This is a genomic window from Mycobacterium kyorinense, assembly GCF_002101735.1.
GTDB lineage: Bacteria > Actinomycetota > Actinomycetes > Mycobacteriales > Mycobacteriaceae > Mycobacterium > Mycobacterium kyorinense.
In genome coordinates this window covers 37,895-58,610 of sequence record NZ_LQPE01000016.1, presented here as the reverse complement: position 1 = coordinate 58,610, position 20,716 = coordinate 37,895, and the positions used below count along the sequence as shown (strand labels likewise).

Here is a 20,716-nt window from a genome sequence, read left to right as displayed (position 1 = left end):
TCGGGGTACTTGCTCGAACGTCCCATAACGCGAATCCTCCCAAGGTCGGGAGTCTCCGGACATGCCGGGACGGCTCAGCCATCCCGACATAGAAGCCCTCGATCGTGGCCTGCATGGCTTTTCCTTCTGGGCCGAGACTTCCAAGCCACTGAGTATGCGAGCCGACGTCGGCCAACAATTGATGGTTGTAATTCAAGATTTTTCGCACGTCATTCAATTGGTCGGCCTCACGGCTGACGATCGTCGCGACCTGGCTGTCGCCGTCGGCAAGTGTCGTTACCCAATTTTCTTGCTCGCCGGTCCGATCGTTGTAGGCCTTCGACGCGGTGCCGCCGTCCCAGCCCTGGCCAGCATGCGCCTTAGCCAGTGTGTCGTGGCTCGCCCTGAACTTACGAGAAGAATTTCCGAACGACTCCGCCCGCTCGGGATCACCCTCGCCGGTCGCCTTGAGCATCTTTTCGATAACCTTCTGACCGTTCCTAAGTATGGGCGTCGGTGCGACGGCGAGCTTGCCCGCATACTTCGAAACCGACTTGGCTGCGTCGGCAATCTTGTCGAGGCCAACCTTTTCGGCGATTTTCCCAACCCACTCGGCGCCCTTTTCGACCTTCTCCGCCGTCTCACTGACGACGTCGCCGATGGCGTCGAAAAACCCCATGTGCTTGCGCCTTTCGTCGCAGATTGACGCTACCAGGACGAACTATGAGTAGCGTGCGTCAATTATGCCGACCTTTGAGTTAGCTTTGAGCTGAATAGTCGGCGCGTTGGTCGCCGATTGATGGTGCCGACCAGCGCCTCAACGTTGCCCCGCCTGGTACCTAGAGGTCGATCTCACCAGGAGCTGGCACGTGCTGGCTGGGTACCGGCTCAACGGGTGGTGAGAACGGCGGGTTTGGCAGGTCGGGGTTTTCCTCCAGCCGGTGATATCCCGGACCGGCTCCTTGGTGCACGGGTGCCGGCGCGGGCTGCGGCTTCGCTTCGGGCGCCGCGCCCGGCTGCTGACCGGATTCCTCGGCGGGCTTGTCGTCCTTCGCCTTGTCTTGATCCGGCTTGTCGTCTTGCGGTTGGTCAGCGAGCGGGTCTTTATTCTGCCCCTGCCCCTTGCCGAATTGGCCTGACATCTGGCTGAACTGTTGCACGCCCTGCATGACAGCTTGCGGCACAGCGCCGGCCATCCCCACCATCTGCATGGGCATCTGGCCCAGCTGAGACGCCATTTGCATCGGCATCTGCATCAGCTGGCCCATTTGACCCATCATCTCGCCCATCGGGTTACCCGACTGGCCGGCACCCCCCGAAGTGCCGCTTCCAGGCGTACCGCTGCCGGGCGCAGCCCCGGGCTGGCCTTGACCGTTCCGATCGAACTGCTGCTGGTTGAATTTGTCGCCCAGATGCTGATCCGTTCCCGCGTAACGGCGAGCCGCTTCAGCGAGATTCGCGGCGTCCTGCTTGGCGCCCGCCTTGAGTTCGTCCAAAGTCACGGACCGACCACCGGCTCTTCGAGCTTGGGTACCTGAGCGGCGATCGCCGACGACAGCGGATCGCTCCCGGAAACACTGAAACCCGATGGAATCGTAGGGATGTCGTCGGCATGCATTCCCAACTGCGCCGCGGCTTGCGCCAAGCGCTCTGTGTCCACTTTCAGCGTCTCATGCGCCATCGCTAACCCTCCCGCCGCTGTGCGCTTCTTCTGTTGTGCAAATCCTAACCGGTCATACCGTGGTCGAAATGCAGTGATTTACAGCCGGATATTTCGGATCAGGTCGTAGACACTGGCGATCCACAGCAGCAACGGAATGACAGCCGCGATCGCTGCGCCGTCGACCAATTCCAGAATTCGCTTCGTCACCGGCGAAACACGACCGATTCCGGCGGTCGCCCCGACTGCGATGACCGCGACGATTCCCGCGACAAGGTAAATGCTCAGCATCACCCACGCGCTGTCGGGGTACCACAGACTCACCTTGGCCACCACACCGGTGGGGATCACCACCGCAGCAGCCAAAAGCGCCCACGCGCACCAACGCTCGGCGTAGAGCCGCGACCGGAATCCGCAGACCGATGTCACCAGCAGCGCCACCAAAACACTGTGGACGAAGAAGTGCCCACGCACCACCACCGCAATGGCGCCGACTGCCAACACGAGTGTCCCCGCGCCAACAAACCCGATCAGCAGCTGCCGGGCCAAACGACTGCGCTCGGTCAACCGCGCGGCCGAGTCAGGAACCGACGCCATGATCGCTTGCCAGGTCGACGATTCTTCTTCCACGGCATCGGGTGCCTCGACCGGGTCGAGCAACTCTTCGTTGCCTACCGTCTCACCGGGCGCGGGAATCGGCGGCAACGCGATACGCGCAACGGCGACAGTCAATTTGGCCGCATTGGTCACGACGAACAAGCCGAACAGTATCGCCACGGGCGGCACCCAGCGCTGCGCGCCGTACCCATAGGCGACTGCCGCCGCCGTTACCGCGATCGCGGTAACCGTCAGGAACGACGCCAACTCCGCCCGCCGGCGCGGCCCACCGCGGGTCGCCAGCGTCAGCAGCAGCACGGCCACTGCACCGCCCGCAAGTTGCGGCGCGCCAAGCGAACTGAAGCCGCGCGGCAGCGGAACCGCCAACGCCACCGCCCCGGCGATCACCGGGAATGCCGCAACCAACAGGCTTTCCGCCATGTTCAGGTTTCCGTACCGGCTTCGGGCGATGGCACTGCCCGCCAGCAGACCAATACCCAGAACACCGAGCGCTGGTGCCCACCAAATCGGGTGTCCGGTTTTTGTCCAGCACAGTAGCGAGACGACGGTGATCGCCAGCATCGCAACCGGAAGGGCAACAACGACAAAGCGATTCAGCGCCGACCGGTCAAACTCCGGTGACTCGTCGAGCACAGCAATCGCGTCGATGACGTCCTCGACCAGTGGCCGATACCGTTCCGTCCGAGCGACGGACACCAACGTCAGCAACGAGCCGTCGACCACACCCGCTTCGTCAAGCGATTGGTCGAGCTTCAACGGCGGCGCGCCCGGCCGGGCGAACGCCCACACGCCGGTCGCCGAGAAATCGAAGCCGGCCAACACATCAGCAGGCGTGTCTTCGAGCAAATCGGCTAGCACCGAGACGGTTTCGTCGATATACGCCTCGATCGGCGTTGACGACGGCAACACCAGATCCGTCATCCGCTTCCCAGTCAGGATCGTCACCCGGGTGGTCGCCGGCCTGCTCGGAGGTGTCGTGCCCGGCGTTGCCGGGGCCGCGGCGGGTGCGCTCACCGCCGTTCGAGACGGTCGAAGTCGTCGGACAGGGCCGCCGCCAGCTCGAGGATCCTGCGCTGGAAGGTGGAGCCCAGCAGATCGAGTTGGATTTCGGTTCCCGACGCAATGTGCTTGTCATACGGCAGGACAATGACGCGGCCGGGTTGCAGGTGTCGCTCGAATTGCTGCACCAAGTCGTCTACGTCGAGGTTCGGCTTGCCCGGCACGACGTGGTTGATCACGACGCACGCCCGCGAAAGCAAGTCCTGGTAGCCGTTTTGCCGCAACCAGTCCATCGCGACCGCGGCCTGGCGGGCACCATCGATGGATGCACTCGCCACAATGACTATCCCGGATACCGATTCGAGCACGGCCTGGCTCGCCGAGTCGAACAGACCGGTTCCGCAGTCGGCCAAGACCAGGTTGTAGTACCGCGAGACGATCTCGGTGGCGCCCTTCCAGTCCTCGTCGTTGAACGCGCGGCGCGCCACGCTGTACTCCTCGGAGGACAGCACCTCGAGATTCGAGGTGTTCATGCTGGTGTGCGCTCGAATGTCGTTGTACCGCGACAACGACTTATCGGCGAGCAGGTCTGCGATGGTCGCCGCCGACTGACGTCCCGTACGGTCGGCGAGGTTTCCCGCACCCGGGTCCGCGTCGATGGCCAGAATCCGATCGCCGCGCACCTTCGCCAGGGCCGAACCCAATGCGACGGTCACCGCCGTCTTTCCGACGCCGCCCTTCAGGCCCAATATCGCGATTTGGTAGGAGTCACGGGCGTTGCGGCGGACTCGCATCTGCAAGTCCAGTTCGTAGAGTTCGTCGGGAGACAGGCCGAGGTTGACCCGCGTCAGCAGGTAGAGCCAGTGCCGCCAGCCTTGTTGCGACGGCATCTTGACCGCCGACTTGACACCGACATGGGATAACGCGTCGATAGCACGGTGATTGCCGATCGTGGCAGCGGAGGTCTGGGTCGGTTGGCTGGGCGGCGGGGGAGCGGCCCGCCAACCGGTCTCCGGCGGCGATTCGGCGAAGTGTTGGCTCGGTGCGGGCGCGGGCTGCATCGGCGGCGGTGGGGGCGGCGGCGTGCGTGGCTGCTCGTACTGCGCGCCGGCGCCCGCGCTCCTGTGCATCCCTGTGGCACCGCCGTTCGCTTTGGGGATGGGCATCTCCGTGCGCGGCGGTTGTTGCGGCTGAGCCTGGGTCTGCCAGGTCTGCCCCGATTGTTGTCCTCCCTGTCCGCCGATGGGCATTGGGGGAACGGGCGCATCGGTGGGCGCCTGTGGGCTCGTCGGCATCGGGGCCTGGAACCGTCGGATGGACTCCAGATCCACCTGCGTCGTCGCGTCCCCGGGGGCATCTTCCGGGGCGTTGAAGAGCCGGTCATAGTCGGCCGACATGAGCACCTCTCAAAGTCAATCGAAGTTGACAGGACGCACGTGGGGGGCGAGATCCCCCAGCTGGGTCGAACTCGCCCCCCACGCCCTGCCGTACTAGGCAAACATACCGGTGACACCGGCTTCTGTCTGTCCCATTGTCTGACCCGCTTCGCTGATGGTCTGCGCGAGGTTCTGCAGTGCCATGTTCAGCTCGGCGGCGGTGTTGTCCCAGCGCTGCTGGACGGCCTGGTAGGCCTCGGAACCGGACCCGCCCCACACCGCTGCCAGTGAGGCGAGGGACCCCTTGCCCTCGTCAAGCAGGCCGTGCGTGGTCTGGACGGCGCCCTGGATGTCGCTGGCACCGCCCTCGATGCCGGCGAAATTCCATACCTGTTCGCTCATGTTATAGCTCCGTTCTTTTGGTCTGTGTGGTGGTCAGAACTGGCCCATTGCCTGAGACAACGCCGAGTGCTGCTCTTCATCCGTCGAGGTGTAGTGCGCACCAGCGGTGTGAATGTTCGTCGAGATGTCGTTCAGTTCCTGGATCTGCTGGTTGGCAGCCTCCTGGAACCGCATCAGCGCTGCCTGTGCGGCCGAACCCGCTTGGCCCTGGAACTGCGGGGCCAAGGAACCCGCGACCGATTCCACGTGCGCGATGACGCCCTTGAGCTCTCCGGAGATCCGCTCGAAGTTGCTGGCCTCCTTGGCGAGGACAGCGGCATCGGTTTGCATCTGTGCCATGCTGGACTACTTTCTCTCTTCCTGTGTCCTCACCACGAAATGGCGAGTCTTTCCGGCCCGGATGGCCGGGAAGTCTTCGGTGTGCGACTACCAGTCGTCGCCTTCTTCTTCGCCCAGGTCCTGGGCGAGGGGTGCGGGCGCTTTCAGGCCCGCCTTGGTGCCACCCGATTTCGGGGCCTGGCCGCCCAGCCCCATCGGGGGCGCTCCTCCGCTGCCGCCGCCGACGGGGGCCGCGCCCGCCGTGGCCGAGACTCCGGCAGCCGCGCCCACCGGTTCGACGTCGGCCGGCGCCGTGTCAACTTTGTCGATCAGCTTGGCCAGCAGCGGCGTCCGCGGCGGTGAGCCACTCATGCCGGGCAGGGACGCGGCCCTCATCAACCCAGCGCCGGCGCTGGGGCCCGTCCCGCCCACCAACGGGTGATTGGACAGTGCACTGGCCCCGACGAGGCCTACCTGCATGCTCTGGTCGTGCGAGCCCATGCTGCTGCCCATCGAAGTGAACATCGACATCGCCTGTTGCACGGGCTGGGTCAGCTGCTGCATCGGGCTGCTCACCATCGAGGCGAGCTGCTGCGGGATCTGCATTGCCTGCGAACCCACCTGAGTGCCGATCTGCATCGCCTGCTGCATGACCTGCTGCGGAGCCTGGGTCTGCTGCGTCGACTGATTGGTGGCGGTCTGGCCGGCATTCTCACCGATTCTTGCCGCCCCCTGAGCGTCGGTAGCTGCCATGTTGGCCAGGTCGACACCTTTGCCGCTGTTCAACCCCACCGACTCGATCGTTGCTTGACCGGTGACGTGCGTGAACACTGCATCACGCATGGCGGCCCCCGCGACGCCAGCGGCGCTCTGGCCCAGTGCCGCGCCCAGCACGCCTTCCCCGACACCCGGGATGACGATGGGCGTCATCGGCATGATGGGCTCGAACATGACGTTGACCTGGGTCTCCGCCTGGTAGGCATCCATGGTGAAAGCCGCCTGGTTCCACATTCGGACCCAGTAGTCCTCCTCGTAGATCCCGATGGGCACCGTGTTGACACCGAAAAAGTTGGTGGCGTACAGAACCGGGGTGGTGATGCGGTTCTGCATAATTTCCGGCAACGGAGGGGTGGCGGCCATCGCTGCGGCATAGGCGGCGGCCTGCGCCGTTGCCTGGGCGGCCCGTTTCTGTGCCTGAGCCGCTACCGTCTGCAGCCACATCACCATAGGCATGATCGCGCCTACTCCGCGCTCGCTGCCCATCCCGGTCCATGCCCCACTCAGCGCACCCAAGGTCGCGCCCAACTCGGCAGCCAGAGCCTCCAGGGCCGCGGCAAATGCCTCCCACCCCGCGGCGGCCTGCATCATCGGCTCTTCGCCCGCGCCGAGCATCAGGCGCGAAGTGTTGACCTCTGGCGGCATTGCATGCCAGTCCATCCCGATGGGCAGCGTAGGAGGCATCGGTGCATCGACCTGCTCTGTGCGTAGCTGTTCGGTCGGGCCGGTTACAGCAGAGTGGCGGCGCTGGCTGCGTCGACCGCGGTGTAGATACCGGCAATCTCCACCACCGCTGCGCCGGCACGGGTGAGCTCCTCGTGCGCGAAGGCGTTCTGCGCCAGTGTCTCGACGCCCTCCGACGCGAAGGCCAGCGCGGCCTGTGCCGAGACCTCGTCGGCTCCGGCCGGCAGCATGCCCGTCACTGCTGCAGACGCCGTTGTACCCGCCGCCAGGCCCTGGGTGCCGTGGGCGATGATTGCCGCGCCGATTCCAGCGGCTGACGGGTCGAATGTCATCGGTTGCATTTAGCTAACCTCCCCTTACTTCTGTCGAAGACGGTGACCTGCGGTGGTCTGGCGCCATTGCCAATGTCTTCGGTTTTGAAAGCTGTCGGAATGATCCTAACCGCCCATGGAGGGTGGTGCCGACACTTCTTCTGGAGGATCGACATACGCCGCCTGGATGACCTCTTTGCCATCCGGTGATACCAAAAAGGCCTGGCCAGGCGGCCTTCTCTTGACCTTGATCTCCTGCGACGGGTACTCCTGCTTATCGCCGGACAGGAACAGAGTCGGCGAGCCGGCGCCAAATGCAGCCCCGACGAACTTGTCCATCGTGGCGCGATGCGCGTGGCTCATTTGACAGGTAACGACGATATGCAAACCAATATCGGCCGACGCCGGCAAAAGCGGCCCCAGCGGCGCCATTGGCGGGATCGCACCGCCGGCGGCGACGATCATGTGCCAGTCGTCGACCAGCAGAACGATGTCGGGCCCGCTCCACCAGGACCGTGACCGCAGCTGCGCCGTCGTCAGATCGGGCGGCGGGAGCCGTTTCCGCAGGATCTCGGCCAGCGCTTTGACGGACTCGTCCAGCGACGAGCTGTTCCGGTTGATCGCACCTGCCGGAAGCAGATGCGACTCCGGCACGGCATCAAGCAGGCCGGACCGGTAGTCCGCCAGCATGAAGCGCACCTGTTTGGGGCTGTTGCGGGAGCAGATGGCCTGCGCGACCGCATGCGCGATGCGGGTCTTGCCCGACTTGGCCGCACCGAAAATCAGCAGGTGCGGGGTCATCTGCATGTTGGCGTATGCCACCGACAGGTCGGCTTCGCGCACCCCGATGGGGATCATCCACCGGGTGCGGTAATCGGCGTCGGGCCCGGGTGGGTTCGGATCCAGCTCGTGCAGGTAGATGCGCTCCGGGAGCACCCTGACCTGCGGCGCCTGTTCGGTGTGAGCGGCCGCGATCTGCTGCACCGCTGCCGTGATCGCCTCGACCAGATTTTGAGCGTTGTGCACGCCGTCCAGCCGGGGGACCCCCATCATCAGGTGGTGTTTCTCCATCGAGATCGCGCGGCCAGGCCGGTTCGCCGGAATCTCCCGGGTCATCCGGTCAATCTGGGTTTCGTTGATATCACCGAGCCGGAACTCCACCTTGGTACCCAAGTAGTCCCGGACCCGTGCCTTCAGCTCCGTCCAGCGAGGCGTGGAGATGACAGTGTGCACACCGAAAGCCAGACCCTGTCCGGCGAGGTCCTGCACCATCGGTTCGAGGTCAGGGAACTCCGAGATGAACGCCGGCCAGCCGTCGATGACCAGAAAGACGTCGCCGAAGGGGTCGGCCGCAGCCGGATGGTTGGGGTCGTTGCGCATCTGCCGATACGCGGCAATGGAACCCACCCGATACTGCTTGAAGATGGCCTCCCGCGAACGCAATACGGCTTTCATTTCGGCAACCATGCGATTGACCTTGTCCGGTTCCGATCGAGTCGCCACCCCACCGACGTGCGGCAGGTCCTCGAGATAGATCAGCCCACCACCACCAAGGTCGATGCAATAGAACTGGACATCTCGCGGCGAATGGGTGGCCGCGGCTGATAACACCAGGGTCTGCAGGAAGGTGGACTTGCCGGTTTGCGGTGCGCCTCCCACGGCGATGTTGCCGCCCGCCGCGGATACGTCGACGCCCCAGACGTCTTGGCGATGCCGGCGCGGCTCATCCATGATTCCGAGCGGGAAGCGCAGCGGCTGTCCGACGTCGCGCTCGACGAGTTCGTTGACCGGCACCGGATCCTTCAACGGCGGCAACCACATTCGGTAAGCGATCGCTTCGCCAGTGCCTAACTGGTCGAGGACGACCTCACGCAGTACCCGCTGTTCCGGTTCGACGGTCATCACCTCACCGCCCTGTCGAAGATCGGCGCCGCTGTGAACCGATGGATCTGGATGTCGCGTCTCCGTTGCTGCACGGGCGCTTCACCGTTGGTTTCGCCGTCCTTGTGGACGGTGGGGACGTACGGCGTACCGGTGTAGACGCTCTTGAACTTCACCGGGTCTTCCATACCCACGCGCAGGAATCCGACACCACTTTCCTTGTTGGTGATGTACTGCGCTTCGGGGGTACCGATCACCGCCTTGGATTCCGCAGAACTTGTGGTGCGCAAGGCGATTCGGTACGTCAGGTTCGGTTCGAGCTTGTCGATGCGCACACCGCCGGTGTTGAGCGACTGGGTGGCCAGCAGCAGGTGGACCCGCAACGACCGGCCGACGCGGCAGATCCGGTCGAACAACGCGATGAAGTCCGGGTGGTTCTGCAGTAGCTCCGCGAACTCGTCGACAACCACGAAAAGCGTTGGCAGCGGCGGAAGGTCGGCGCCGCGCTCGCGGTGCTTCTCGTATTCGGCCACGCCGGAGAGCGCACCGGCGGCACCGACCTGCATGCCGGCCTGACGCAAAATCGTTTGCCGACGGTCGAGTTCGCCGGTGAGCACCTCACCCATCCGGCTGACCAGCTCGGCCTCTTCTTCCATGTTGGTGACGACCGCCGCAGTGTGCGGCAATCGTTCCATGCCCAGGAATGTCGAGCCGCCCTTGAAGTCGGTGAGTAGCAGATTGATTTGGTTGGGATGATGCGTGGCGGCGAGCGACAGGATGAGCGTTCGAAGGAATTCCGACTTACCCGAACCCGTCGTGCCGATGAGCATGCCGTGCGGGCCAGCCCCGAATTCCGCACCTTCCTTGATGTCCAGATACATGACCTCGCCGGTCTTGAGCTCGTGCCCGAACGGGATCCGCAGCCGGTCCCGGTCGGTGTCGGCGAACATCCGCCAGCGCGCCGGCGTCACTTCCTCGATCGTCTGCGCCCCGACCAGCTGATGCCATTCGGTGGACACCTTCTTTTGGACGCGCGTGGTCTTGTCGATGATGGTCCCGGTGATCGACCAGCCCGCAAGCTTGCGCGCGATGCGGGTGGCTAGCTCAGGCGAAACCGAGTCGGTTACTGATGTCACCTGACGGAATGATTGGTTGGGCAGCCGGTCGTCGGCGGTGCCGTCCTTGTCGACCCTGATGCGGTAAGCCGAGCCGCGGTGGTTGCCCAACGTGATGACGGTTACTCCCGCCCGGCCGTCGACCGGGAACCCGGCGGATCCACCGGTCAAGTCGATCACCACGATGTGCGGTCCGCCGGGGCCCGCGTCCGGCGTGTGTGGACCACGCGCGGTCAGATCGCTCAGCCCGTCGGGACGGGTGAAAATCATCCGGGTCGACCCGGCGGCATCGGTATCGGTCTGATGCTGAACGTGCGGAAGCCATTTCAGCCACGACCAGTCCGGGTCCTCGGGGTTTTCGGTGAGCACCCGGATTTGCATGAGGTCCGGCGGATGGAACACGGCCAGATGGCAGATCATCGCGCGCAGCAATCCGGCCGCGCCCTGCGGGTCGCCTCCGACGGCAATGGTCGGAAATGTCCGCAGCTGAACCAGTTTCGGGCAGTCATGGATAAGCCCGTGGGTGCGCAGGAACTTCAGCACCCACATGTGGCTCACCGGTTCCAGGTGCGGTTGCGGCGCGGCATCAGGTCCGGCCAGCTCGCCGCCCAAGGCCGGCTTCAACAGGCGGTCCACTGCGGGCTCGGAACCTATCCCGATGCGGGCGGCCGCGAAAAAGTCGGCGTTGGCAGGACGGGACCACTGGCGATGAGTGCCGATCAGTGAAAGCAGGTCGTCCGGATGCGGTGCGTGATAGCCGAAGAAGGTCACCTGCGCACTGGCCGATGACGTCACGCGGGTGCGCAAGCCCGCCAGGTAGCGCAGATATTCCCTACGGTCAGCGTTGATTTCGGGGACTTTCTTGCCGCCCGGTCCGCCCCCAGCCATGAAGCCCACCGTCGCCATGATCATCATCAGCGGCATCATCAACATGTACGGCGACAACTGCCGGACGCCGGTGAACACCATGATCGCGATCATCCCGAGCATGCCGCCGGCCATGACGTAGGGCAGCACCTTCTGGACGCCTGATGGAGGAATCTCGACGCCGAGATCCTCCGGCGGGGTGACACTGATCTCGCCCGGCGTCAGCCGTGGCCCGCGCTTGACGGTCGGAGTGAACTTCTTAGTCGTCATCAGCTCTCTCCCGGGACTTTTCGCGGCTTCGGGTCAGGAGGCAAGGTGTCGTGCTCCAGCAATGCTGCCTGCTTCGACAGCACCGGACCGTCCACCAGCAGCCGCACGATCTCCCATGGCGCCTTCTTCGGCGACGTCAGGCCCAGCGTCTTGGCCGTCTCCTGGTCCGGCAGCCCGTAGCGCACACCCTGCGGATCGATGTAGTACAACGCCTCCCCGTGTTTGGGATCCGGAGATTGCAGTTGTACGAACTTCCCGCCATCGGTGAAAACCGTTGCGGCTCCGTCTATCTGCTTGATGCCGGTGTTCATCGCCGACGGCGGAATCGGCAGGTGCCGTCCGCTCAGAACCGCGGTCTTCGGTGACTGGTCGCCGGCTTCACGTTCCCATGACCAGCACAAGGTGGGCGCATCCTGGCGGGCGAGGATCGTCAACGGTTCGTCCGGCAGCGGCGATGCGTAGACCCGTTCGGGAATCTTGGCGACCAGGCTCGACTCGATCGTCGGAGGCGTGATCAATCCGAACGAATTGGTTGCGCGCAGCGCTGCCGACGTCGTCGCATTCACTCGAGCGACACCGTCCGGCAGCACCACGAACTTCTGCGGGCCCGACTCGCTTTGCGTTTGGAAGACCGAACCGATCAGTAAATTCTCCGGCAGCCCAACGGTATTGGGTGCGCCTGCTCCCGGCACCGGCGGCAACTGCCACGGCCCGACATCGGGAATGGCGTTGTACATCCCTTCAGACATGGGAGTCGCCTTGGCGGTCACCGGTATCCCGACGGCCGACGCGACGGCCCGATCGGTCAAGTCGATGACGTGGCGGCCGGTCTTGGTCACCACCCATTCCTTGCCGTGATAAGAGGCCAGCAAGGCCTGATTCGGTTGCATCGGACCGACCGACCGATCGGTGGTCAACGGCATTGCGATCACCGATGTGTCGACCGCGGGAGCAACGCTCTCCGGGTTGGCGACGGTGTCACACAGCGCCCAGTCGGACGACGTATCGGATGAGACCGGGGTGGCGTACGGAGCGCCGGGGATCCCGATGCGTTGTCCCTTCGGCATCTTGTCCAATTCGGCGGATTTCACCGCCGACGGATTACTGGCGCTCCCCAACATCAGTCGCGCAGAGGTGAGATTGTAGACGGGATGCAATTGACCGGTTCCCGGTAAGACCACGTAGAGCTGGTTGGTGGTGCGGTCGACGAGCAACGTGTCGCCGCTTCGCCGGCCCAGTGGTTTGAAATACGCCAGCATGCCGGCACCGAGCCCGACCAACACCGCGATGACGATGCCCAACCCCACGGCCCGGCTGTAGAAGGCCAATGGGTCGTCGAACATGCGGGTGTCCCGCCGCACGATGGCATGCTCGACACGGCGCAGCAGAAATCTCCAACCGCTGACCTGAACCTTGGTGGTAAGCCGAAAACCCGCCATATCTCACTCGCCGATATTGAGCCGTCGATGCACGGCGGCGATGGCCTCCGCCATGTCTTGCCCGTTGATCTCACGCAGGCGGTCGACGTCCAGGTCGTCGATGTTGATGGCCTGCGCCAGTCGCATATCGCGGAACTGCTCGGCTGACTCCACCAGTTGCCGGGCGTAGCGGCCGTTACCCGCCACGTCGAGCGCCGGCTTATCACCGAGCGAACGCTGACTCAGCACTTTCGCCGCCTCCAGAAGCTTTTCGGCAGCATCGATGCTCAGCGTCGAGTCGTTGGCTGTCGCAATCACTTTCGCAATCTCGAGGATCTCCTCTGGTGAGTAGGAGTCGAATTCGATCCGGGTTGCGAAGCGTGACCGCAGCCCGTCGTTGGCTTCCAACAGCCGGTCGATGTCGGAACTGTAGCCCGCGATGATCACCACGAGGCGGTCCCGGTCGTTTTCCATGCGGGCCAGCAGAGTGTCAAGGGCCTCTGTGCCGAACGGGTCGGCGCGGCCGTCTCGTTCCTGGACCAGTGTGTAGGCCTCGTCGATGAACAGCACACCGCCGACCGCGCGATCGATCGTCTTGGCGGTCTTGACTGCCGACTGGCCTTCGTATTCGGCCACGAAGTCCTTGCGCGACGTCTCGACGAGTTTGGGTTCCGCGATGACCCCGAGTCCGGCCAAGATATTGGCCACCACCCGGGCTATCGTCGTCTTGCCCGTGCCGGGTGGTCCGGCGAAGATCATGTGCTTGCTCGCCTGGGCGACCTTCATGCCCTTGGCGGCGCGCACCTTCGCCATTTGGGTTGCTGCCCGGTATCTTTCGATCTGCTCTTTGACCCGGCCCAATCCGATCTGACGGTCCAATTCGGCCTGGGCCTCGGCGAGGAGCTTCTCCTGCCCCGAGGTGTCGGCGACAACACTGGACGGATCCCACGGATCTTTGCGGGCCGCGATCTTTTCGGCGCTGGTAGGCACCAGCCGGTAGCCCGGATCTCGCAGTGCCGCAGCCACTTTGGGCTCCGGGTAGTTGGCCTGCAGCCATTCCAGCAGCGGTACCGCGCCTTCTTCGTTGCCTTGGCCGCGCCGAACCATCGCCAGATACCAGGCGATCGCGCGTCCACATGCTTGACCTGCGGGCGAATCGTGCGTCTCCGTGAGCCGACGCTCAGCCTCGCTGAACAGACCCAGGTTCGCTGCTGCAACCCCGTGAGCAACGCTGGCAGCAGCAGCCAAGAAGCTGTCCGTCCAGGTGGATGATCCTCTCACCTCGTCGATCACATCGGTCCAACGTTCCGCTGCGCCGTAGACCACCGCTTTGACCCACGAAACGAGGAACTCTGCACCCGCGGCCGGCGCGCTCTCCAAGGCGTCCATCGCGTCGGCATAGCTGCCGGCGGATGCTTCGCTGACAGCAAAGCCCAGAGTGATCGCCAGGGGAGAGGTGATCGGGTAGGTGATATCGCCGTACAACCCGCCGATCGGAACTCTGGCGTTGAGGGCGTTCATGGAAATCTCTGCAGCCCCGGCAAGGCGCCCGAAATTCATCCGCGAGTACCAGGCCCGAAACATCGTCACACGGTCGGTGTCGCCGCATTTGATCCGACCGATCCAGGCATCGCAGGCGGACTCGTCGTAGTTCGTGATCTCCGTGAACAGCTCCATGGATCGCGCTGGCGACATGGGCAGCATGCTCACGGCGCTGGCGAACATATTGGCCAAATGATCAGTCATGGTCACCTGCATATCGTGTCGCAAAGACCTGCGCCGTCGCTGCCGTTGCTTCCTCGGGCGTCGGCAGGTTCAGGTCTCGGGTCAGGAAGTCGCGTGTGGCCGCGTTGTCTTGCCCGAGATCACGCATCGCTTCAGAGATGAACGCGTACTGCGCGGACCGCGCCTTTTGCCTGGCCAGGTCCGCGATGACGCGTATCTCTTCAGCGAGATGCGATTCGGTCATAGTCGTCACTTTCGCCGTCAGATCAATCCGCTGCACGCGCCCATCCATGTACGCCGTCACTGTCACCGTCCCGGGCGGGTTGGTCACAGTGAACAGCGGCGATTGAAGCTCTTCGGCCTCCTCTTCGGGGGTGCCGAAGGCGTCCAATTCGCTGTCAGTATCCCCCGCCTCCCCGCTCGGGACATACTCGTCGAACACATCTAGCACGGACTGCTCGGCGTCGTCATCGGCGACGGAGAAATCCAGGGCGGACAGATCATCGTGATCGTCGTCGTCGCCCTCTAGATCGTATGGCGGAACGCCATCCACCATGCTTCCTTCCCAACCGTTGCTATGAGTACTCCGCGTCGGCGCGGTCGAACCAACTACCCGATGGCAAGAATCCCACCAACCCCTCCAGCGCGCGCTGGAGGTTCTCATTTGTCCCGGGTAGAAAACTGCCGTAGAGCTCGCCGTTGACGCGGCGCGGAATCGACACCAACCTGCCCTTCTGCGAGTCCGCGACACCGGCTGCGACGTCGGTTGTTGTGGTCGTGCCACCTGGGTGGCGTTCAGTTGCGGTGATTTCGACCCAACTCGTCGGGTTGGCGATGATGTCAGCGTAAATGCGGGCCGAGGAGGGAGCGACGCCGTACTGCGCGATCTGGGTGGGTGTCGTGCACTCGGCAAGCTTGCTGGCGACGCCGGTGAGCGGCTCCACGTCGGCGGGCTCGGCGGGTCCCAGCACGGTATTCACCATGCCGGCCAGGCCAACCTGCGGCGCCACCCATTGGAGGACCAGCATGTCCCCGTCGCGGGCAGCGACAACATGGCGCTCGCCTTTGCGGCAGACGACGAAGCGGATCATCTTGCCGCCCTCGAAATCACGGCGGAACCACCGCGCCTCCAGCGTCCGGTCCGCCCGGCTGAGCGTGTCGACCATGGCGGCCACGGCCGGATGCGGCGTGCCGTAGAGGTCAAGGACTCCCTGATCGGTGAGATCACGTCGCACTTGGTCCCAAACCAGGTCCCGCAGCTCCAATTGGGGGATGTTGGGCCGGATGGCCAATGAGATGGGGAAATCCACCAAGTTCAGGCGGTCGGCGATCACCAGCATGCCGTCGATGGTCACCTCCACCCCGACGACGTCGTCGATGTTGGCAGCCGTGTGGTCGGTTGTATAGGGACTCGTCATCGCTTACCTCGGGTGCATCTGTCCGTCGAGCTTGCCGGCCTCTTGTTGGTCGGTGCACTGGTAGTTGGTTGCCGCCATGTTCAGCTTCTCCGCGAGGTCGGTCGACACCGCTTGCATGCCCGCGCTCGCGGCATTTCGCGTCTGTTCGGCCATCATTACCGCTGCGGTAGTGCCCGCGCAGATGACCCCGTGGTTTACCGCCATCGAGCTGCTGACGCCTTGGGCGGCAGCGGATGCTGCTCCCACTTGGGACGCGGCTTGTCGCTGTTTGCTCGACAGCTCGTGTAGTTCTTCCGTTGTGACTTGTAATGGGTCGGTCATGGATAGACCCCGGCTTCCTACTCTTTGTTTGCACTGCCTTATTTACAACTGCGCCGACCCGGTGGCCTGCGGTATCGATGGATTGACCGGATCCAACCTTAGGTCGCCCGCTCCTTCACCTGATCGGTATCGGTCTCGATCTCGTGGCTAACGGGCGCCCGCCCTATCGGCGGCAGCTTGCTCGGGTCGGGTCTTGCACCCGGAACCATCTGCGGCCCAGGGGGTTTCGGGACACTGGGTGCCGGCCCAGCCCCAGGCGTAACCGGTTGCGCTGGCGGGGTAGTGCTTGCCAGCCCGCCTCCGCCTGTCTGCGCGCTGAATGCCGTCGCTACCGGGGTCGCGCCGCCGCTCGGTGTAGTGGTCACCCACGGGACGTTTCGCGTGGACGGCGTCCCCGGCGACGCGGGCGTGCTGGGTGCGGTGGGCGTGGGAGGCTGGCTCGGCATGCTGGGCGCGGTGGGTCCGCTCGGAGCAGGAGGCATTGTGGGGGCGCCAGGCGCGGTCGGAGCGCTGGGCGTTCCCGGTGTGCTGGGCGCGTCGGACTGACCAGGCCCGCTCGGTGAACTTGGCTTAGTAGGACCACTTGGCGATCCCGACCTGCCGGGCCCAGTTGGCGAACCCGATTTGCCGGGACCGCCGGGTGTACCGGACGTGCCAGTCCCACTCGGGCTGCCCGGAGTTCCCGGCGACGGGCAGAAAGCAGACGGCGCGCCGGTGGAGTGCGCGGTGGAGGCGACTTCGTTGTACTTGCCGATCGCTTGCTGGACTTGCGCCGCGTTCTGCATCGCTTGAAAGACCATCTGGGCCATTCGCGCAGTCGGCAGTGGCATTGCGCCAGCGACAGCTCCGGCCTGGAATGCCAACGACATCTCTGGGCCGACCACAGGTACGGCATACAACGCGATGGCTGCTGGAATGCAGGCCATTAGGAAGTCCGATGCGACGTCTATGTATGTTTGGGTCTCCGTGAGTTGGCGCGCCTCTTCCTGCACAATCCCGTGCATCATGTTATCGGCGTGGGCCATGATTTCAGCGCGACCTTGTTGTTTGGTGTTCTGTTTGGTATAGGCTTGCGACCCCGCGCCTGCCCAGCCGTTTGGGAAGGCAGAGTCCAACAATTCGTAAACCTGCTGGAATTGCGTCGAACCGTTACCAAAACGGTCACCCGAATCCGGATCTCCAAAGCCCAGCTGTAAGCTCATCAAGGTAAGGGCTAACAAAGCGGCGTCGATAATTGGGGTCTCTGCGCCTGCTAGCCCGCTTACCCACTTTGAGCCCGCCTTAGAGAATAGCTGCTTCCCAAACTGCTCCAGACCCTCGATCCCTGCTTTCTTCCCAGCAGCCTCGATCATCCTGCCGGTAGTCTTTAGCGTGTCCGGAAGACTCTTTAGTTTCAAACCTTTACCGACGCCACTTCCAAGGTCGCCGAAGAGGTCTACGATGTCCTTCGGATTACCGTCCAGCGCGCCCGACAGATGATCCAGTGCTTTCCAACCGTCGTTAAGGTTATTGAGGGCCTTGCCGCTTTTTCGAAAAGCGCCGCCGCCGCCTGCATCCAGCAGTTCTGAGAACTTTTCAGGCACCCCTAATAAGTCATAGAACTTCTGCAGGCCTGCGTCTTCATTCGGACCATCACCCATACCGGGCAGCTCCCTTCGTCGGATCACAGCGTAACAGCGTTCCGGTGGTCCTCAGCGCATGAATTTCGTGGTCGAGGACCCGCCGGTATATCGCTCTCCTCCGAAAAACTACGGCAGCAGTGTTGGCCAAAGTGCCTGCTAGCCACGCGGATAAGGGCGCCAGGCCCACGGATGTTCACTCCGGCGCATGGTGCGCTCCGCACCGTGGCATAGCTGCACGCAGCCAAGGGCAGCAGCTGCGATGGCGGTCGCTGCGCACAGAGCGAAGTTGTGAGAAGGTATCGGTCATGCCGTGGTATCCAGGTTCTGACGGTCAATACGTCACCAGTTTCTGGGATGGTCACCGCTGGTTGATATCCCTTACCAGCGACCACCTAATGCTTCAAGGGCAGTGGATAGCGTTGAGCGATATTACCGAAGTTGCCTACTGGAACAGAACAATAATCGGTGTACCTGGTCCGGCCAATAATTATGGCAGCGGAATGTGGATCTACCGAGGGTTTTCTGTAAAAGATACTTGTGGAAAAGATTACGCTCTCACCTTGGACAATCCGGCGGCGAGAGACGTGCCAGAAAACGAGGTAGCCTGGAGAGGCTTGGCCGACATCTCTCGTCGGTTTATCGAACCGCGAGTCTCTCAGCGTGTTCTCGCGTCCCTGCGAGGGGGCGTGGAGTATACAATCGACGACGGCGGTTGTTTTATTACGCTGTCCAATTCAGGCTTCCGCGGAAAGGTCTTTCGCGCCCGAACATACTCATGGTCCGATTTTTACCACGTCGAGGTTAACGCTGCCTTCAATAATCTGTCTCCGGGTAAGAACCACGGGCAGGTCCGGGTATGGGCGCAGTCGGGGGAGAAGCGGAAGACGCGCCTAGTCACCGGGCTGGATACGACGGTTCCCAATGCGGTCGTGTTGGCGACCCTGATGCCGATGTGCGCGGCCGCTTTCGCCACCCAAATTGTGTGAGCCTGCGCTCAACGCCAGCTGATCTGGGCGATGAGCGATTCGAGCGCATCGGCGGTCGCGGCGGGCAGCGCTTCCTCGGTTTCGGCGCGGACGATCATGTCGTCCGTTACGCCGGCGGCCTGCGCGGTCTCCGATATCGACAGGTTCGCCCGCCGACGTGCTGCATACAGCCGCTGCCCGAGCGTCGCGCCCGGCGCCGTCGCACCCAGCATCATCAGCTGGTCGTAGTGGTGACGCACCGTGCTGAGCGCCTTGATCAACGGGGGAGTGACTTTCCCGATTTGCGTTGCCCGAACGGCAACGGCCTCGAGCCTGCGCAAGTCCGCCAGGATCGAGGTCACTCCGGGGGTGAACTCCGGATCCTGCACCGGCGGCAGGGCCGAGATCGCCAGGCTGCAGCTGTCTACCGCGGCAATGACGGCCTGCGCGATCAAGGGCACCTGGTCGTCGCCGGACAGAATCTCGGTGACCTCTTCACCGGGGACGGGCCCGCCCTCCCGGATGCGCGCAATGGCGCCCGGCGGCCAGCGCAACACCTCCTCGAGCTTGGCCCGGGTGCGCTCCCGCGGCCAGCTACGACCCTTTTCGAAAGCGATGAGCGCCCCGGCGTTGATGACCCCATCGGCAGCAAGGCTGCGCTGACTGATGTCGAGCTCGCGACGACGTGCCGCGGCCGCCGCCCCGGCGCGGACCACCCCGGGGTCCAGATCATCGATCTGCCACGTTCCGGTGACGTCGAGGTCTTCGGGCTCGCTGGAGCGCTGCTGGTCATCGGGTTTATTCGGCTCGACGACGTCGAACGTCAGCGGCCTGCCTTGAGTCGGATCGCCCAGACGCACAGTTGTCCGACCCTTGACGGCCACCGAGCTCGTCCGCAACCCGTCGACGAACATCCCGTAAGGACTGCTGTCGACGACCCGCCACTGCCCGTCGATCGACTCGACCTTGAGCGCAACCCGCGGATCGTTGATCTGCACCCGGTCTTCGGGGTTCCTACCGATCGTCGCAACCCCGCGACCGGCCTCGATCGCATGGGATTTCTCGCCGTCCTGCACGATCAACAAAGTTGAGTCGGCAGTCGGCTCGACGTTGGTCATTTTGCGGGGGTTTCCTCGGGATTCGGTGGGCTTTGGCCGCCGCTTCGATGGTAGCCGTTGCACCCCGCTCTGCGCTATGGCCACAGCTACGTTTGTCCGTTGCCCCGCTTCTCCCGATAACAAGTGCAGCAGATTGCAAAACCGTCACAGCGCTACGGCTTAGCTCACAAAACCGGCGCGCGACATCGCAAAGAGTAGGCATCGGTGGCGTGCCGGCCAATGCTGCCTGCGCGAACACACTGCCGCGGCCTTCCGAGGCCGTCTGCGCCCGCCTTATCTGCCAAGTGACCTGGTGTGACGCTGTCGGCACCGTTACGGCGACACCCGGCAGTCTTGCGCTGCCCGGTCTGGGAGAACGGGACCCCAGGCCAGACGTGACGTTCGGGATGCAGTTCGTAAAGTGTTGCGGCAGGCGCTTCAGAGAATGTAGCGCTAACTGTTGCACTGCTACGGTTTGTGCTATACGCTTCTGAACCATCGGCCGCTAAACCGCGGCACTTACCGAAGGAACGGGACACATGACCGCAACAGCTCTCTACGAACTACCGCTGGGTGCGTGCACGCGAGACCCGGAGCGTTGGACGACGATCGCCGACGACGAGGCCAAGATGATTTGCCGGTCTTGCCCGCGTCGCTGGCTGTGCGCTCGCGAAGCCTGCGAACTACCTGGAGTCGAAGGTCTTTGGGCCGGAGTGGTGGTTCCCGAAACGGGCCGGGCACGAACGTTTGCACTGCGCCAGTTGCGCTCACTGGCGGAGCGCAACGGTTACCCGGTGAGGGACCGCAAGGCCTGCCCGGTCCCCGCATAACCAAGTCGACGCCCCGCCGCCAAACGAGGGGGTGGCAGCGAGGCGTCGCATATGAAACCGACC

20 protein-coding genes are annotated in these 20,716 nt (G+C 63.8%); 2 read left to right on the top strand and 18 right to left on the bottom strand.

Translation table 11 applies throughout. From position 1 onward, the window contains the following. The 17 genes from AWC14_RS03070 to AWC14_RS27955 all read right to left on the bottom strand — a co-directional run. A partial coding sequence (locus tag AWC14_RS03070; RefSeq protein WP_283016179.1) for an EspA/EspE family type VII secretion system effector occupies nucleotides 1-658 on the bottom strand: 658 nt, incomplete at its 3' end. A 160-nt stretch (nucleotides 659-818) separates the two neighbouring features. Further along, nucleotides 819-1,481 (bottom strand): hypothetical protein, encoded by a 663-nt coding sequence (locus AWC14_RS03065; protein ID WP_052425606.1) that lies wholly within the window; start codon nucleotides 1,479-1,481, stop codon nucleotides 819-821. After that, a complete protein-coding gene (locus AWC14_RS03060) occupies nucleotides 1,478-1,660 on the bottom strand; it encodes a hypothetical protein (protein ID WP_052425605.1) in 183 nt (60 codons plus the stop codon). The genes AWC14_RS03065 and AWC14_RS03060 overlap by 4 nt, the downstream gene beginning before the upstream one ends. A gap of 78 nt (nucleotides 1,661-1,738) precedes the next feature. Continuing rightward, a complete protein-coding gene (eccD, locus tag AWC14_RS03055; protein WP_142281535.1) occupies nucleotides 1,739-3,271 on the bottom strand; it encodes a type VII secretion integral membrane protein EccD in 1,533 nt (510 codons plus the stop codon). Next, nucleotides 3,268-4,653, bottom strand: a complete 1,386-nt coding sequence (locus AWC14_RS03050) for a MinD/ParA family ATP-binding protein (protein WP_057003365.1) — start codon at nucleotides 4,651-4,653, stop codon at nucleotides 3,268-3,270. The genes eccD and AWC14_RS03050 overlap by 4 nt, the downstream gene beginning before the upstream one ends. Nucleotides 4,654-4,746: 93 nt before the next feature. Next, nucleotides 4,747-5,034: a WXG100 family type VII secretion target gene (locus AWC14_RS03045; RefSeq protein WP_045380274.1), complete on the bottom strand. Its 288-nt coding sequence runs from the start codon at nucleotides 5,032-5,034 to the stop codon at nucleotides 4,747-4,749. Nucleotides 5,035-5,067: 33 nt separating this feature from the next. Next, nucleotides 5,068-5,373, bottom strand: coding sequence for a WXG100 family type VII secretion target (locus AWC14_RS03040; RefSeq protein WP_045380271.1), 306 nt, complete (start codon nucleotides 5,371-5,373; stop codon nucleotides 5,068-5,070). A gap of 87 nt (nucleotides 5,374-5,460) precedes the next feature. Further along, entirely contained in the window at nucleotides 5,461-6,813 is a 1,353-nt protein-coding gene (locus AWC14_RS03035; RefSeq protein ID WP_249026300.1) for a PPE family protein, read from the bottom strand. A 44-nt stretch (nucleotides 6,814-6,857) separates the two neighbouring features. Next, nucleotides 6,858-7,154: a PE family protein gene (locus AWC14_RS03030; RefSeq protein ID WP_045380266.1), complete on the bottom strand. Its 297-nt coding sequence runs from the start codon at nucleotides 7,152-7,154 to the stop codon at nucleotides 6,858-6,860. Nucleotides 7,155-7,250: 96 nt separating this feature from the next. Then, nucleotides 7,251-9,026, bottom strand: coding sequence for a type VII secretion protein EccCb (gene eccCb / locus AWC14_RS03025; RefSeq protein WP_045380263.1), 1,776 nt, complete (start codon nucleotides 9,024-9,026; stop codon nucleotides 7,251-7,253). Further along, the gene (eccCa, locus tag AWC14_RS03020) at nucleotides 9,026-11,257 is read right to left on the bottom strand and encodes a type VII secretion protein EccCa (protein WP_045380260.1); all 2,232 of its coding nucleotides are present in this window, start codon (nucleotides 11,255-11,257) and stop codon (nucleotides 9,026-9,028) included. The genes eccCb and eccCa overlap by 1 nt, the downstream gene beginning before the upstream one ends. After that, nucleotides 11,257-12,696, bottom strand: coding sequence for a type VII secretion protein EccB (gene eccB / locus AWC14_RS03015; RefSeq protein ID WP_057003366.1), 1,440 nt, complete (start codon nucleotides 12,694-12,696; stop codon nucleotides 11,257-11,259). Before eccB ends, eccCa begins: the two co-directional genes overlap by 1 nt. A 3-nt stretch (nucleotides 12,697-12,699) precedes the next feature. Then, entirely contained in the window at nucleotides 12,700-14,421 is a 1,722-nt protein-coding gene (eccA, locus tag AWC14_RS03010) for a type VII secretion AAA-ATPase EccA (RefSeq protein WP_045379988.1), read from the bottom strand. Beyond that, on the bottom strand, nucleotides 14,414-14,956 hold the full coding sequence (locus tag AWC14_RS03005; protein WP_045379946.1) for a hypothetical protein: 543 nt from the start codon (nucleotides 14,954-14,956) through the stop codon (nucleotides 14,414-14,416). Before AWC14_RS03005 ends, eccA begins: the two co-directional genes overlap by 8 nt. Nucleotides 14,957-14,975: 19 nt before the next feature. Further along, a complete protein-coding gene (locus AWC14_RS03000) occupies nucleotides 14,976-15,818 on the bottom strand; it encodes an ESX secretion-associated protein EspG (protein ID WP_045379949.1) in 843 nt (280 codons plus the stop codon). Nucleotides 15,819-15,821: 3 nt separating this feature from the next. After that, nucleotides 15,822-16,139: an ESX-1 secretion-associated protein gene (locus AWC14_RS02995; RefSeq protein WP_045379952.1), complete on the bottom strand. Its 318-nt coding sequence runs from the start codon at nucleotides 16,137-16,139 to the stop codon at nucleotides 15,822-15,824. 98 nt (nucleotides 16,140-16,237) lie between these two features. Next, on the bottom strand, nucleotides 16,238-17,779 hold the full coding sequence (locus tag AWC14_RS27955) for an EspA/EspE family type VII secretion system effector (protein WP_142281534.1): 1,542 nt from the start codon (nucleotides 17,777-17,779) through the stop codon (nucleotides 16,238-16,240). 287 nt (nucleotides 17,780-18,066) lie between these two features. Between AWC14_RS27955 and AWC14_RS27950 the strand changes: the two genes are divergently transcribed. Beyond that, a complete protein-coding gene (locus AWC14_RS27950; RefSeq protein WP_142281533.1) occupies nucleotides 18,067-18,747 on the top strand; it encodes a hypothetical protein in 681 nt (226 codons plus the stop codon). Nucleotides 18,748-18,755: 8 nt separating this feature from the next. Here AWC14_RS27950 and espM read toward each other — a convergent pair whose 3' ends face one another. Beyond that, complete coding sequence (espM, locus tag AWC14_RS02980) at nucleotides 18,756-19,844, bottom strand: ESX-1 type VII secretion system transcriptional regulator EspM (RefSeq protein WP_045379961.1); 1,089 nt, start codon at nucleotides 19,842-19,844, stop codon at nucleotides 18,756-18,758. Between the two features lie 518 nt (nucleotides 19,845-20,362). Between espM and AWC14_RS02975 the strand changes: the two genes are divergently transcribed. Continuing rightward, nucleotides 20,363-20,653, top strand: a complete 291-nt coding sequence (locus tag AWC14_RS02975; RefSeq protein WP_081968174.1) for a WhiB family transcriptional regulator — start codon at nucleotides 20,363-20,365, stop codon at nucleotides 20,651-20,653. The last annotated feature ends 63 nt before the right edge of the window (nucleotides 20,654-20,716 follow it).